Source organism: Marinobacter antarcticus (assembly GCF_900142385.1).
GTDB classification, from domain to species: Bacteria; Pseudomonadota; Gammaproteobacteria; order Pseudomonadales; family Oleiphilaceae; genus Marinobacter; species Marinobacter antarcticus.
In genome coordinates this window covers 2,135,603-2,150,689 of sequence record NZ_FRAQ01000001.1, presented here as the reverse complement: position 1 = coordinate 2,150,689, position 15,087 = coordinate 2,135,603, and the positions used below count along the sequence as shown (strand labels likewise).

General features: G+C 55.4%; 15 protein-coding genes. 10 read left to right on the top strand and 5 right to left on the bottom strand.

All coding sequences use genetic code 11. From position 1 onward, the window contains the following. Window positions 1-27: 27 nt before the first annotated feature. A complete protein-coding gene (locus BUA49_RS10090; protein ID WP_139248760.1) occupies window positions 28-2,559 on the bottom strand; it encodes a DNA internalization-related competence protein ComEC/Rec2 in 2,532 nt (843 codons plus the stop codon). Between the two features lie 24 nt (window positions 2,560-2,583). Here BUA49_RS10090 and BUA49_RS10085 point away from each other — a divergent pair, with 24 nt between their 5' ends. After that, window positions 2,584-3,132 carry a DUF2062 domain-containing protein gene (locus BUA49_RS10085; protein WP_072797005.1) on the top strand — a complete coding sequence of 183 codons (549 nt, stop codon included), beginning with the start codon at window positions 2,584-2,586 and terminating at the stop codon, window positions 3,130-3,132. Here BUA49_RS10085 and lolD read toward each other — a convergent pair. Both lolD and BUA49_RS10075 read right to left on the bottom strand, forming a co-directional pair. Continuing rightward, window positions 3,120-3,809, bottom strand: coding sequence for a lipoprotein-releasing ABC transporter ATP-binding protein LolD (gene lolD, locus BUA49_RS10080; RefSeq protein ID WP_084063568.1), 690 nt, complete (start codon window positions 3,807-3,809; stop codon window positions 3,120-3,122). The genes BUA49_RS10085 and lolD overlap by 13 nt on opposite strands. A gap of 13 nt (window positions 3,810-3,822) precedes the next feature. Continuing rightward, on the bottom strand, window positions 3,823-5,064 hold the full coding sequence (locus BUA49_RS10075; RefSeq protein ID WP_072797003.1) for a lipoprotein-releasing ABC transporter permease subunit: 1,242 nt from the start codon (window positions 5,062-5,064) through the stop codon (window positions 3,823-3,825). A gap of 122 nt (window positions 5,065-5,186) precedes the next feature. On the opposite strand from BUA49_RS10075, the gene BUA49_RS10070 reads away from it, so the two are divergent. From BUA49_RS10070 to infA, 9 genes are all read left to right on the top strand, one after another. Next, complete coding sequence (locus BUA49_RS10070) at window positions 5,187-5,774, top strand: PilZ domain-containing protein (RefSeq protein WP_072797002.1); 588 nt, start codon at window positions 5,187-5,189, stop codon at window positions 5,772-5,774. A gap of 104 nt (window positions 5,775-5,878) precedes the next feature. Then, entirely contained in the window at window positions 5,879-6,181 is a 303-nt protein-coding gene (locus tag BUA49_RS10065; RefSeq protein ID WP_072797001.1) for a hypothetical protein, read from the top strand. Window positions 6,182-6,291: 110 nt separating this feature from the next. Beyond that, window positions 6,292-7,344 (top strand): agmatine deiminase family protein, encoded by a 1,053-nt coding sequence (locus tag BUA49_RS10060; protein ID WP_084063530.1) that lies wholly within the window; start codon window positions 6,292-6,294, stop codon window positions 7,342-7,344. Beyond that, a complete protein-coding gene (locus BUA49_RS10055) occupies window positions 7,341-8,276 on the top strand; it encodes a carbon-nitrogen hydrolase (protein WP_072797000.1) in 936 nt (311 codons plus the stop codon). The genes BUA49_RS10060 and BUA49_RS10055 overlap by 4 nt, the downstream gene beginning before the upstream one ends. Before the next feature lie 7 nt (window positions 8,277-8,283). Further along, a complete protein-coding gene (locus tag BUA49_RS10050) occupies window positions 8,284-9,195 on the top strand; it encodes an AAA family ATPase (RefSeq protein WP_072796999.1) in 912 nt (303 codons plus the stop codon). Between the two features lie 131 nt (window positions 9,196-9,326). Further along, the gene (gene trxB / locus BUA49_RS10045) at window positions 9,327-10,280 is read left to right on the top strand and encodes a thioredoxin-disulfide reductase (RefSeq protein ID WP_072796998.1); all 954 of its coding nucleotides are present in this window, start codon (window positions 9,327-9,329) and stop codon (window positions 10,278-10,280) included. Between the two features lie 21 nt (window positions 10,281-10,301). After that, window positions 10,302-11,015: a leucyl/phenylalanyl-tRNA--protein transferase gene (aat, locus tag BUA49_RS10040; RefSeq protein WP_072796997.1), complete on the top strand. Its 714-nt coding sequence runs from the start codon at window positions 10,302-10,304 to the stop codon at window positions 11,013-11,015. Then, window positions 11,016-11,729 (top strand): arginyltransferase, encoded by a 714-nt coding sequence (locus BUA49_RS10035; RefSeq protein WP_072796996.1) that lies wholly within the window; start codon window positions 11,016-11,018, stop codon window positions 11,727-11,729. Between the two features lie 153 nt (window positions 11,730-11,882). Next, window positions 11,883-12,101, top strand: coding sequence for a translation initiation factor IF-1 (infA, locus tag BUA49_RS10030; RefSeq protein WP_071263575.1), 219 nt, complete (start codon window positions 11,883-11,885; stop codon window positions 12,099-12,101). Between the two features lie 90 nt (window positions 12,102-12,191). Here infA and clpA read toward each other — a convergent pair whose 3' ends face one another. After that, window positions 12,192-14,462, bottom strand: a complete 2,271-nt coding sequence (gene clpA, locus BUA49_RS10025) for an ATP-dependent Clp protease ATP-binding subunit ClpA (RefSeq protein WP_072796995.1) — start codon at window positions 14,460-14,462, stop codon at window positions 12,192-12,194. A gap of 18 nt (window positions 14,463-14,480) precedes the next feature. Further along, window positions 14,481-14,840: an ATP-dependent Clp protease adapter ClpS gene (clpS, locus tag BUA49_RS10020; RefSeq protein ID WP_072797840.1), complete on the bottom strand. Its 360-nt coding sequence runs from the start codon at window positions 14,838-14,840 to the stop codon at window positions 14,481-14,483. Window positions 14,841-15,087 lie beyond the last annotated feature (247 nt).

Sequence of the window (15,087 nt, the reverse complement as noted above, 5' to 3'; positions counted from 1 at the left end):
CTGCCGGCCGAGGCCACACCCGGAATGTCACGGTATTTTACACTGATCTCTGGCCAGGCCCGGACCGCCGATCCAGAAGGGGCTCTGATGTCGGGCCTCCTGCAATCCCATGACACCCTCTGCTACTGTCATAACAAGAGCGCCCGAACACGCCGTGTTGAATGCCTCAACGCCAGCCCGGCGATAACGAGCAGTTATGTCCTGGTGAGGATGGCCATATCGATGCCGATATCCCGCCGTGTAGATCACCCGATCCGGGCTGAGTGTATTGACCCAGGCATCGGAAGATGACGTTTTGCTGCCGTGGTGAGGTGCAATCACGACAAGCTCACGGGGTGGACTCGCTGCAAATTTGTTCGCGATCGCTTGCAGGTAGCGGGACTCAACAGCAGCGCTTATATCGCCCGGGAAAATCCACTCGATTCCGGCTTCCTCATGCCGGGCGGCCAGAACGCAGGACGCATCATTGCCTGTAAACTCACCTTTTGCCTGCCAGAAGGAAAGCGATAACTCGTTTGCCAGTTTGTCTTCACCAGAACAGCTCTGTATTTCGACCTGCCTATGCTCTCTGCCCTGCCTGTACTGGCTCAGCTTTTTGCCAATAGCCTCGGGCTCACCTGTCAGGATCCGGCCTACGTTAAATTCATCCAAAAGCAGACCAATACCGCCCGCGTGATCGCTATCGGCGTGGCTTACAACGAGGGTGTCAATTCGCCCGATACCCAGCGCTCTGAGGTTTGGCAGAAGTACCGATTCTGCCGCCGAAAATACACCTTTCACTTCCGGCCCGGTGTCGTATAGCAATACCTTATCCCCGGCTCGCAGCATCACTGAGAGACCTTGGCCTACATCCCAGACCCGCACTTCCGGCTTGGCGATCCATGGGTTACCCGTTTCCGGTGGGAAACTCGCCATAGCAACCCATGCCAGCACGACAACAGCCCCGGCAATGCGAAACATCCTGACCGGAACAGTGATAATCAGCATTACCAAGACACCGAAGCCGACAATTTCCGGGGCGGTTCCTTCGAGATCAGGCCAGCTCATAGCTGCAACCCACTCGAGAAAGCTCCACATCACACCAAGTACCGCATCAATTATCGGAACAATCAGGCTCGATAAGCCGGGGAAAAGAGCAACCATCAGGCCTCCCGTAATAAGCGCCGGCATCACCACCAGCGATACCCAGGGAATAGAAAGAACATTGGCAAACAATCCCGCAACCGGCTGCCCCTGCCCTATCAATTCAAGGAGCGGCCAAAGCCCCGCAAACACCGCCCCTTGCGCAAGAACCAGGCCCGCGAGCCAGCTGGTACCGCCCAAACGGCCGGCAAAGACACAAATCAAAATAGAAACCGCCCCGAAAGACAGCCAGAAGCCCTGGTCCAGCGGAGCAAAGGGGTCAAACAACAGAACCAGCCCAAGAGCCACAATGATGGAATGCCAGGCAGGCACCTGCCTGGCCATCAACAGAAGCCAGCCACCAATCGCGACCATAACAAGGGCCCGTCGGGTAGGCACAGTAAAGCCTGCGGCCAGCGCATACAGCAGGCAACACAACATAACCATAAGGAATACCGCAAGACGCACGGAGCGCTCACTCATGCGATAGTTGGATATTGCCAACAGCAACCGGCGAGCCACAAAACCGGCGCCCAGCGCGACCAGTCCGAGGTGCAGACCCGAGATAGCCACCAGGTGAATGGTCCCTGTTGCTTTGAACACATCCCAATGCGCGGAAGAAAGATGTCCACGATTGCCAATCAGTAGAGAAGCAATCAAGGGGTGATGCCGGGCGTCGGCGAACTGCTCGTCGACCCAGTGCGCCAGTCCGGTGTGAAGACGATGGTACTGGCACCTCATTGAACAGAATACGGATGGATCCGGGACAGCACTGCGCACGCTTCCCGTTGCTCGATAACCTTTGCGAAACAGCCAGTCTTCATAGCGGAAGCCCGCGGGGTTCAGACTGCCATGAGGCCTTTTAAGCACCACCTCCAGACGCAAACGGTGATCCGGAAGAGCACCTGCGGGCTGGCCATACCAAGCCAGACGCAACCTTTTCGGCAAAGCGTTGTAAGACTCAGGAGTCAGTGAAAGCCCGTACCATCGGGTTACACAGAAGCTGAAACGAATGCTGTTAAAGCTGCCCGCCACAGGGAGGTCACAAACGTAACCGGAAACCCCTGTCTTTTCACCCTCAAGGCTCGCAGGAAGCCGTTGCTCCAGGCGTTCCTGGGCCCACAGGCCAGCCCAGGCAACGCCTAACGCAAGGCCGAACGAAAAAACCCGGAAGAGCCGGGGGAGTCGCCGGCGCATCGGCAAAAACCACGATAAAGTTGGAAGTGTGCACCCGAACAGCCACACTGGAGGTGGTAACACCGTCAATCTATAAAGTAAGATGACGCCGCAGGAAAAAGCGAAGACGCCCAGTACTGCAGAGAGTAACGCAGAACCCTGCCAACCAGACCGGCCTGGGCCATTGAAAGAGCTTCCGGACAATCCTTGTCCTCCCAGTGATTTTATCCGTCGGCGACATCCTTGGCGCCGGAGTTTCATTCTGCTTGAAGGTAGAGCTTCCCAATGCCAAAGAAGTTCATCAAACGCTATCTGCCATCACCTGAGAAGGTGCAAGCGATGCAATCGCTTGGTTTTCTTGGCGATATCCTGAATGAGCCCAATCTATGGCACATCAACCGTCACAGTGTTGCTCGGGCATTTCTGATCGGTGTCTTTTTCTGTTTTATCCCCATGCCGTTCCAGATGCTTGCTGCGGCATTCTTTGCCATCTGGTTTAACGCGAACCTGCCTTTGTCTGTGATACTGGTATGGATCAGCAACCCGATTACCATGCCTCCCATATTTTATTTCAATTACAAGGTAGGCGCCTGGGTGCTCAACCGGCCAGTTTTAAGCTTCGACTTCCAGCTCTCATGGCACTGGATCAGTGAACGCTTGCTGGATATCGGCATTCCGCTGTATCTGGGCTCGCTGATCGTAGCCACCGTTTCAGCTTGCTTGGCTTATCTGGTAATACAACTTATCTGGCGCCGGAAAATCCGCACGGACTGGCAACTGCGCCGCCGCGCCCGAAGAGAACTCCGTCGCTCATCACGCGATCAGGACTCCTGAACCAGCCTGCCCTGTTCCAGCCTCAGAACCCGCCCGAGACTCCGCGCCATTTTCATATCGTGTGTGACCATAACAAAAGCAATCCCGAACTGATCACGCAGGGACTCTATGAGATCCCGCACACCTTCGCCGGTGTGCTCGTCAAGGTTGCCTGTGGGCTCATCCATCAACACACAATCAGGCTCATTAACCAGCGCGCGGGCAATGGCAACACGCTGACGTTCACCGCCAGAGAGCTCACTGGGCTTATGAGCCAGACGCTCAGCAAGCCCAACCCTCTGCAACATTGACTGCGCCCGCGATCGGGCATCCGCAACCGCCATGCCACCAAGCGCGCAGGGCATCATGACATTCTCAAGGGCCGTGAATTCTGGCAGCAGGTGGTGAAACTGGTAAACAAAGCCCAAGTGACGATTGCGAAAGCGCGCACGCCCTGCCTCGGACAAACGATGAATGTCCTTGCCACATATTGATATATCTCCGGACGAAGGCTTGTCCAGACCGCCAAGGAGGTTCAGCAGGGTTGTTTTACCCGCGCCGCTACTACCCACAATGGCTACGGTTTCCCCCGCCGTGACCTCCAGCGAGATATCGGAAAATATGGTCAGCTTTTCCGGCCCCTGAGTGTAGGTCCGGGTAACCTGACGACAGTCGATCACCAGGGGAACATCCTTCATTGCACCGTTTTCCTTATTCATAACGCAGAGCCTCCGCGGGATCCACCCGTGACGCTCTCCACGCCGGGTATATAGTCGCCAGCAAGCTCATGGCAAGGCCCGCGCCACTGATAATTACCACGTCCTGCCATTGTAACTGGGAAGGCAAATAGCTGATGAAGTAAACGTCAGCACTCAGGAACTTGTGACCGAGTACGCCTTCCAGCCACGAAATAAATCCGCTGATATTGAGAGCACCGAGAACACCAAGCGTTGTGCCTATAAGCGTTCCGAATACCCCGATAACCGCGCCCTGAACAATAAATATTCTCATAATGCGCCCCGGGGTTGCTCCCATAGTGCGCAGAATCGCTATATCCCCTGTCTTGTCGGTCACCACCATGACCAACGTGGACACAATATTGAACGCTGCGACCGCCACAATGAACATCAGCAACAGGCCAATCATGGTTTTCTCCATTCGGATTGCCTGAAACAGGTTGCCGTGGGTACGGGTCCAGTCCGAAATATAGTAACGACCAGAAAGCCCCCGGGCCGCCTCTTCTGCAACTTTGGGCGCAGCAAACAGGTCATCCACCAGCAGCCGCACACCCTGAGCTTTACCGCCCGTTCGCATTAGTTTGGCGGCATCATCCATGTGAATAAGCGTGTAATTACCGTCCAGTTCTGCGCCAACACTGAAAACACCCTTCACTGTGAAGCGTTTGAGTCGTGGCAAAACCCCGGCGGGCGTTACGGAGGCTTCCGGTAGCACCACTGTCACTTTATCCCCAACCTGCAAGCGCAGACTGGCGGCCATGGTGCGACCTACAATGATCCCGAACTCACCGGAGACCAGATCGTCCAATTTACCTTCAATCATGTGATCTTCAATGATTGAAACCGTGCGTTCCTCTTCCGGAAGCACGCCATTGAGCATGACTCCGCGCACTTCACCGCCACCGGTAACCATGCCCTGGCCCTGAATAAATGGAGCTGCAGCAAGCACTCTCGGATGCTGCTGCACCTGGGCATCCACCGCTTTCCAATCCTCCAGTGGCCCGCTGCCCTGGATAATGGCATGGGGAACCATGCCGAGAATCCGCTGCTTGAGTTCGCGGTCGAACCCGTTCATCACGGACAACACGATAATCAGCACTGCAACGCCAAGCATCAGCCCGATCATGGATGTGAGCGAGATAAACGAGATAAAGTGGTTACGCCGTTTGGCTGCGGTATAGCGCAAGCCGATATAAAACGATAAGGGTCTGAACATGAAGAGGTGCCTGTCGCTACCTTCGGGTCGGTCGTGGTCTGGAATTCCCAACGGCCTTTCAGCTCGGTGGGAAACTGCTAAACTTTTACTACTGGCTAAAATTCTTATTTCCGGAGCCCTGAATGCACACCCGAAACCCACCGTCTGAACCAACAGGTTATGTACCTGAACGTCGGGAATTTTTCCGCATCGAAGACCGGATTGGCCTGGAAGTCCATAAACTGGAGCCTTCAGCCGAGCTCGACGAGAATGTCTTTAGCGGTGATCATCTCGAAAATCTGGAGGCCGAGTTCAGGCGACTGGATCAGGATATCAAATCCCAGCTTGCCAGCCTTGCAGATCAGGATCGCGTGCTTACAGGGTTGATAAAGTCCCTGAATGGCAAGCTGGACGCGCTTGCGCGCATTATGGCCTTTCAGCAAAATCCGTTGCAACCCGGGGACTGGCAGGACGTAACCCTGAGCGAGGGAGGCCTGGCGTTTTGCGCGAGCCCGCAAGCGTGGCAGACTGGCGACAGGCTTACCGTTCGCATGACGTTACCGCCAGAACTTTACCAGCCTCGGGCTGTTGCTGAGGTTCTGGATGTACAGGCTGATGAAACAGGCAGGACAAGGGTTCATACCGATTTTATCCGGATTCAGGATAGCGACCGTCAGCAAATAGCCCGACATGTGATGCGATGGCAGATTCGCCAGCGGCAAAAAGAGTAGACTGGCGAAAACATGTGACTTTTGCCCCAATTTCTCGGATATTACGTTTTATCCATGTCCCCGGAACGCTTACCGGAGACTCCAGTATTAGTGGAGAACCATCAATGAAAATAAAGCAAACCCTGACAGGCGCACTGGCAACGGCAATACTACTCACGCTGGCCCCGGTTTCCGGCGCGTTTGCCGAAGAGCTTAGCGTACCCGTTGGCAGCCAGGCAGACAGAAGCCAGCAAAGCATGCCCCGGACCGGAATGACACAGGCTTCGGTCCGAGCCTCATGGGGCCAGCCGGCTAACGTTGAAGGCCCTGTTGGACAACCCCCGATCAGCCAGTGGCACTACGGCAGATTTGTGGTCTATTTCGAAAATGACCGCGTCATACACTCGGTACTGAAACCCCAGCGCTGACATTATCAAGCATGGCGTTTCTTCCGCCCGCAACCTCGGGGCACACATCCTGACGATATGCCGCCCTTTGTTTAGAATGGCGGCTTTTGCAATTTTAAGGTGACTGTAAAGTGACATCCCTACGCGTGTTGCCCGCTGAGTGGGCGCCCCAAAGCGCCGTTGTGCTTACCTGGCCCCACCCGGGTACCGACTGGGCAGGAATTCTTGATGAAGTTGAACCGGTGTTTCTTGAAATTGCCCGCTCGGTTCTGCGCTTTGAACACCTGGTTATCAGCTGCGAACACGTCACCCGACTGCAGGACCTGGAGCGTGAGCTGAACGCCTGGGCCCAACAGCATGGACTACCAGGACGCATGTGGGCCGTACCCGCACCCGCAAATGATACCTGGGCCCGCGATCACGGCCCGATTACCGTATTAGCGGATGAGCAGCCTACCTTGCTGGATTTTCACTTTAACGCCTGGGGCGGCAAATTTCCCTGGGAAAAAGACGATGCGCTCAACCGTCATCTCGTCAATTACGGAGTCTTCGGCGCCACCCCGATGCAGTCGGTGGATTTTGTACTGGAGGGCGGCTCCATTGAATCGGATGGCGAAGGCACTTTGCTGGCCACCAGTGAATGTCTTCTGACTCCTTCGCGCAACGCGTCTATGGATCGTGGCGCCATCGAGCAGTTGCTGTCCGAGATGCTGGGAACAGAACGGATTCTCTGGCTTAACCACGGCTACCTGGCTGGGGATGACACCGACAGCCACATTGATACACTGGCGCGCTTTTGCAGCCCGGATCACCTCTGCTACGTAGCCTGCCCGGATGTGGCCGATGAACACTACAGCGCACTGGCCGCCATGGAAGAAGACCTCAGGGAGTTCCGCCAGCGCGACGGCACACCATACAAGCTGACCGCACTGCCGTGGCCCGACCCGGTATTCGGTGATGAAGGCGAGCGCCTCCCGGCTACCTACGCCAACTTCCTGATCATCAATGGCGCCGTCCTGCTGCCGGTTTATGATGTACCACAGGATGAAGAAGCCATCGACATTATCAGCCGGATTTTTTCCGACCGGGAGATCATTCCCATCAATTGCCAAGCGCTGGTGAAACAGCATGGCAGCTTGCACTGCGTCACCATGCAAATTCCGGAAGGAGTCGTCGTCTTATGAGCCAGAACACCGGCAAACCACAGCTTTCCGGCCAGCTTGCAATCGCCGCGATTCAGCAGGCTTGCAGCGAGGACAAGGCCGCCAGTCTGGCAACAACCGAAATGATGGTTCGCGAAGCGGCCGCAGGTGGAGCTCAGCTGATCATTCTGCAAGAGCTTCATGCGACCCAGTACTTTTGCCAGACTGAGGACACCCGCATATTCGACCTGGCCGAGCCCATCCCCGGCCCCACCAGCGAACGGCTTTCAGGCCTGGCCCGGGAACTCAAAGTGGTTATCGTTGGTTCCGTTTTTGAGCGGCGCATGAACGGTGTTTATCACAACACCGCCGTGGTCATCGAAACCGACGGATCGATTGCCGGCCTGTATCGCAAAATGCACATTCCGGACGACCCGGGCTTCTATGAGAAGTTCTATTTCACACCCGGAGATGCGCAGTTCAACGACGGCAGGAATGGGTTCTCACCTATCGACACTTCGGTAGGCAAACTCGGCGTTCTCGTATGCTGGGACCAGTGGTACCCGGAAGCGGCCCGCCTGATGGCTCTTGCAGGTGCCGAGATACTGGTTTACCCCACCGCCATCGGCTGGGACATCACCGACGAACCGGACGAGCAGGCCCGCCAACTGGAGGCCTGGGTGACCGTTCAGCGTGGCCATGCTGTGGCCAACAATCTGCCGGTGGTTGCACCCAACCGGGTCGGCACTGAGCCGGATCCGACCGGGCACTCCGACGGCATCCGCTTCTGGGGTAACAGCTTTATCTGTGGCCCTCAGGGCGAATTTCTGGCTCGGGCAGACGACAGCACCGAATGCATCCTGAGCATAACCCTCGATCGCCACCGCAGTGAATCGATTCGCCGCATCTGGCCGTATTTCAGAGACCGTCGCATTGACGCCTATGGCGATATTCTCAAAAGAGTGAGGGACTGAACCTGGCATGAAAAACCTGGTAGATACCGTTGTAACCGAACTGAACCAGATCCTGCTTGGCAAGGAGCACCAGGTTCGTCTGGCCCTTTGCGGCTTGCTTGCCAAGGGCCATCTGCTAATCGAAGACATCCCGGGTATGGGCAAAACCACTCTGTCCCACGCCCTGGCCAAAATCATGGGCCTCAGTTACCAGCGCATTCAGTTCACTAACGACCTGCTGCCTGCCGACGTACTGGGCTATTCCATGTACGACAAGCAAGCCGGAAGTCTGGTGTTCCACCCGGGGCCTATTTTTGCTCAGGTTGTACTCGCGGATGAAATCAACCGGGCCTCGCCGCGAACACAGAGCGCACTGCTTGAAGCCATGGAAGAGCGCCAGGTTTCCATTGAAGGCGAAACCCGCCCGCTACCGCACCCGTTCTTTGTGATCGCAACGCAGAACCCGACTGAACAAGGCGGCACCTACCCGTTACCGGAATCACAGCTCGACCGATTTCTGATGCGGATACGGCTCGGTTATCCCGACCCCAGAGCCGAGCGGGAACTGCTGGAAGGCGAAGATCGCCGGGTAATGACTGACCGACTCGGCACTCTGCTTTCAGAAGCAAACCTGGCAAAGCTTCAGGATGAAGTGAGCCGGGTGACTGCAAGCCCGGCACTGCTGGACTATATTCAGCGACTGCTGGAACAGAGCCGCCGTATGCCGGGATTGCTCTATGGTTTGTCACCAAGAGCGGGGCTCGGATTACTGAGAGCCACGAAAGCCTGGGCCCTGATGGAGGGCCGGCAACATGCCCTGCCCGACGATATTCAGGCTGTATTTCCGGCCGTTGCAGAACACCGCCTTGAACAGGGCGAATCCGGAAAAAGCGCAGAACGCGTGCGGCAACTGCTGACCACCGTTTCCGTGCTGGAGTGAATAGCGAAGCTTTATCAGCGGAATTGGCCAAAACAAATGGCAGCCCACTGCTTTCGTGATAGCCTTTTCATCTTCCTCGTATTACTGGCTCTGAATGAGCCTGACACGCACCGATTTAGTGAGATACATCCATGAGCGAAACCACACATTCCCGGCTGATCATCCTCGGCTCAGGCCCTGCCGGATACACCGCTGCCGTCTACGCAGCCAGGGCTAACCTGAACCCCACGCTGATAACCGGCATTGAAGTCGGCGGCCAGCTCACCACCACAACCGACGTAGACAACTGGCCCGGCGACAATGACGGCGTTCAGGGCCCGGAACTGATGCAGCGCATGCTCAAGCACGCCGAGCGTTTCGAAACGAGCATCGTTTACGACACCATCAACGAAGCCGACCTGCAGAGCCGCCCCTTCCGCCTCAAAGGCGACGGCGGCGAATACACCTGCGACGCCCTCATCATCGCCACCGGTGCATCCGCCATGTACTTGGGCCTGGAATCCGAAGAACGCTTCAAAGGCCAGGGCGTATCCGCCTGTGCAACCTGCGATGGCTTCTTCTACAAAAAGCAGAAAGTCGCCGTCATCGGTGGCGGAAACACCGCCGTTGAAGAAGCCCTGTACCTCTCCAATATTGCGGCAGAAGTTACTTTGGTTCACCGCCGTGACAGCCTGCGCGCCGAAAAAATCCTTCAGGACAAGCTCTTCGAAAAAGCCGAAAACGGCAACGTCAAGATTGTCTGGGACCACACCCTCGACGAAGTATTGGGTGACGGCACCGGCGTAACCGGCATGCGCATCAAAAGCATGAAAGACGGCTCCACACAGGATCTTGACCTTGCAGGCGTTTTCATTGCCATCGGACACAAGCCCAACACCGGCCTCTTCGAAGGCCAGCTGAACATGGAAAACGGCTACATCCAGATCCGCTCCGGCCTGGAAGGCATGGCCACCCAGAGCAGCATCCCGGGCGTATTCGCCGCCGGCGACGTAGCCGACCATGTTTACCGCCAGGCCGTTACCTCAGCCGGCTTCGGATGCATGGCTGCCCTGGATGCCGAAAAGTTTCTGGATCAGCAGGATTAAGGCAAGCAGGCAGAAGACAGGATGACTTCACTACCCTGGCTAGACCCTGACCAACTGTGGTTCCCCCCAGCCGAAGAAGCCCTCGACGATCCCGATGGCCTTCTTGCGCTGGGCGGAGACCTCTCCACAGAACGCCTGATCCTTGCATACCGCAGCGGCATCTTCCCCTGGTACAGCGATGACCAACCCATACTCTGGTGGTCTCCGGACCCCCGCTGTGTTCTGTTCCCGGAAGACATTCATATTTCCCGCAGCCTGCGCAGAACACTCAACCAGCGACGCTTCCGGGTAACCGCCGACCAGGCCTTCGGCCGCATCATCCGCCTTTGTGCCTCCACCCGCAGCGAAGGCACCTGGATAACCGACGAAATGATCGCCGGTTACTCCGAACTGCACCGCCAGGGCGTTGCTCACTCCATAGAAGTGTGGAACCTGAATGGCGAACTGGCCGGCGGCATGTATGGGCTTGCCATAGGGCAGTGCTTCTTCGGCGAATCCATGTTTTCTCTCGAAACGAACGCATCCAAGGTGCTGATGGTTCATCTTGCCCATCAACTGCAAGACTGGGGCTATCGAATGATGGATTGCCAGGTAGAGAGCGATCACCTTCTCACCATGGGCGCACGCACCATATCCAGAAGCGAATTTTTATCTATAATCGGTACATACGCAGACCGAAAACCGGATCAGCTCGACTGGACACTCCACTGGCAATGGCGCGGACCGGAGGCATGAATGAGTAGCCTGAGAACCTTGGTATTCTTTGCAACGCCTGCCCACGACTGCAGCTATCTCCCTGATCGCGAAGCAACCACCATGTTCGTCGACCCGCGAGCCCATATCGACAAAAAGCTCTACAGCCAACTGACATCACTGGGTTTCCGGCGTAGCGGATCCCATTATTACCGGCCCCACTGCGAACAATGCAACGCCTGTATCCCGGTGAGACTTAACGTAAATGACTTTCGAGCAGACCGCAGCCAGCGCCGGGTCATGAAAAAGAACAAAGACCTGGAATGCACTCTGGTACCCGCAGCGTTCAGCGAAAGCTATTACCGACTGTATGCCAATTATGTAGAACTGAGGCACAAAGACGGTGACATGTACCCACCTTCGAGGGAACAGTTCACCTCGTTTCTCGTGGATGGTACTACGGACTCCTGGTTTCTGGAGATGCGCATAGCCGGAGAACTGGTGGCTCTGGCCGCCGTGGATGCACTGGATGACGGGCTCTCAGCCATATACACCGTATTCGATCCGGACCTTGAATATCGAAGCCTGGGAACATTTGCCGTTCTCTGGCAAATAGAAGAGGCCCGGCGGCGCAACCTGCCCCACCTTTATCTGGGCTACTGGATAAAACAGTGTCGAAAAATGAATTATAAAACCCGCTTTAAGCCGATAGAAGCGCTGCAGGATGGCCACTGGCGTTCTATAAATCTCGCATAACGCCAGCTTATGGTTGACAATGGCCTGACAAACAGTGATTGAACGCCTTTTTCCTGAGCGGCCGACTAACTCACTTTGCCAAACGCCGAAAAATCAGGCAGAATTGCGCAATTTAAAATTACGGAAAGCATTCCCAATAGAGGTTTTTACTGAATGGCGAAGACAGATGCTATTGAAATGGAAGGCGTTATTCTTGATACCCTTCCAAACACCATGTTCCGGGTTGAGCTGAGCAACGGCCACGTTGTTACTGCTCACATCTCCGGCAAGATGCGTAAAAACTATATCCGCATCCTGACAGGTGACAAGGTCAAGGTTGAGTTGACGCCTTACGATCTGAGCAAAGGCCGGATTGTGTACCGCGCCCGCTAAAGCAACGGCGACATCGAAGAAGCATAAAAAAACCGCTGCATCACTGTAGCGGTTTTTTTGTTGGTGACTATTTCCAGCCTGCCAGCCGCTTTAAACGGCTTCTGCAGGCTCATCCTCATACTCGAAGACCAACTCGTCATCCTTGAGATGGATGAAAACATCGCCACCCTTCTCGGATAACCTGCCAAACAGAATCTGCTCGGCAAGCGGACGTTTGATCTTATCCTGAATCAGACGCGACATCGGGCGGGCACCCATCGTGACATCATAGCCCTTGTCCGCCAGCCACAGCTTCGCGGCTTCATCCACATGCAACACCACGTGCTTGTCGTCCAGCTGGGCCTGCAACTCTGTCAGGAACTTGTCTACAACATGAGCAATGGTGCCCCTTTGCAAGTCGCCAAACTGAATGATGCTGTCCAGGCGATTGCGGAACTCAGGAGTGAAGGTCTTGCTGATAATTTCCATACCATCACTGCTGTGATCCTGCTCGCTAAAGCCCATCGAGCGGCGAGCCATGCTTTCAGCTCCGGCGTTGGTGGTCATCACGAGAATAACGTGGCGGAAGTCAGCTTTACGTCCGTTATTATCGGTCAGGGTGCCGTGATCCATTACCTGCAGAAGCAGATTGAAGACCTCGGGGTGCGCCTTCTCAATTTCGTCCAGCAACAGCACACAGTGCGGATGTTTGTTAACGGACTCTGTTAACAAACCACCCTGATCGTAACCTACATACCCCGGGGGCGCGCCAATGAGTCGGGAGACCGTATGGCGTTCCATGTACTCGGACATGTCGAACCGAATCAGCTCAACCCCGAGCGCCTTGGCCAACTGCTTGGTCACCTCTGTTTTACCAACGCCTGTGGGCCCGGCAAACAAGAAAGAACCTTCCGGCTTCTCCGGCGCTTTCAGGCCGGCACGCGCCAGCTTGATTGCCATTGACAGAGATTCAATGGCCGGATCCTGCCCGAATACCACCATCTTGAGATCCCGCTCCAGATTGCGCAGCAGATCCTTGTCGCTGGTGGACACATTCTTCGGCGGAATACGGGCGATCTTGGCAACCACATCCTCGATTTCCGGAACATCCACCGTTTTCAGACGCTTATCCTCGGGCATCAGACGCTGGTGTGCGCCCGCTTCATCGATCACGTCGATGGCTTTGTCCGGCAGGTGGCGATCTGTGATGTAACGATCGGCCAACTCTGCAGCCACGCGCAACGCCCTGTCTGTGTATGTCAGATCATGGTGTTTCTCAAAGTTCGGCTTCAGCCCTTTGAGAATCTGATAGGTGTCTTCAACACTCGGCTCGTTCACATCAATCTTCTGGAAACGTCGCGCCAGCGCACTGTCTTTCTCGAAAATGCCCCGGAATTCCTGATACGTGGTGGAGCCGATGCAACGGATTTCGCCTGAACTCAGCATAGGCTTGAGCAGGTTCGAGGCATCCATCACCCCACCGGACGCAGATCCTGCACCGATAATGGTATGGATCTCGTCAATGAACAGAATTGCATGCTTTTCTTTTTTCAGATCGGCAAGTAGCCCCTTCAGGCGTTTCTCAAAATCGCCACGATACTTGGTTCCGGCAAGCAGTGCGCCGAGATCCAGAGAGTACACCACGCCATCAGCAATGATATCTGGCACCTGGCCATCAACAATGCGCTTGGCGAGCCCTTCTGCAATAGCCGTTTTACCCACACCGGCTTCACCGACCAGCAAAGGATTATTCTTGCGCCGGCGCACGAGTATCTGCACCACTCGCTCAACCTCATGCTCGCGACCAATCAGAGGATCAATGCGACCTTGGCGGGCCTGCTCGTTCAGGTTGGTTGCATAATTTTCCAGTGGTTTGGACTGGCCGCCCTCTTCACCAGCTTCGTCGTGAGAGATCGGCTCGTGGCCGTCCTGGTCTTCCGCCCCCTGAACCCGGGAAATCCCGTGGGACACAAAGTTAACGACATCAATGCGTGCAACGCTCTGTTTCTTGAGCACGTACACGGCCTGGCTTTCCTGCTCACTGAAAATAGCGACCAGCACATTGGCACCGGTAACCTCTTTCTTCCCGGAGGATTGCACATGAAATACAGCGCGCTGCAACACTCGTTGAAAACCAAGCGTTGGCTGAGTCTCGCGCTCATCGTCGCTGCTCGGAATCAGTGGCGTTGTGGAGTCCACAAACTCAACCAGCTCATCGTGGAGCTGTTTGAGGTCTGCGCCACAGGCTTTGAGAACACCCACTGCCGATTCGTTATCCAGCAAGGCCAGCATCAAATGCTCCACCGTCATGAACTCATGACGCTTGTCGCGGGCACTTTTGAAGGCCGTATTCAGCGTAATTTCAAGATCTTTGCTCAGCATGGGCCACCCCGCCGTCTATCAGTCCGCACATTCAATCTCGCAAAGGAGCGGATGGTCGCATTCCGAAGAATACTGGTTCACCTGTGCCGCCTTTGTTTCCGCGATGTCCCGGGTATACACCCCGCATACAGCCTTTCCCTGCGTATGGACGAGCAGCATCACCTGTGTCGCCTTTTCTTCATTCATCCCGAAGAATGTTGTCAGCACATCCACAACAAAATCCATGGGTGTGTAATCGTCGTTCAGAAGCATCACCTTGTACTGAGATGGACGCTTCAGCGCAGGCTTTTCGGGAGCAACGCTGAGGTCATCGTGACGCCCCGGCTGTTCATCCTCCCCCTGGTTTAATACTAGTAGAGAATTTTCGATAGTCCGCATCATTCTTTACCGCTTATCGGTGCCTTTCATTAATGTGGTTGTCTGGCCCCGGGTTTTCAAGTCAGATCCCGGCCCGAGGATGAGATAATTACTGATACGATCATGATACCGCTTCCGGACTGCGTTCAACCACACATTACAGTAATAGAAGCTATTGACTCGACTCCGGGTTTGGCCGACAGTTAACCTGCAGTGTTAAATAATGTAAACACATGAGAGATTCATGTAACAGAAACCGTCAGATGTG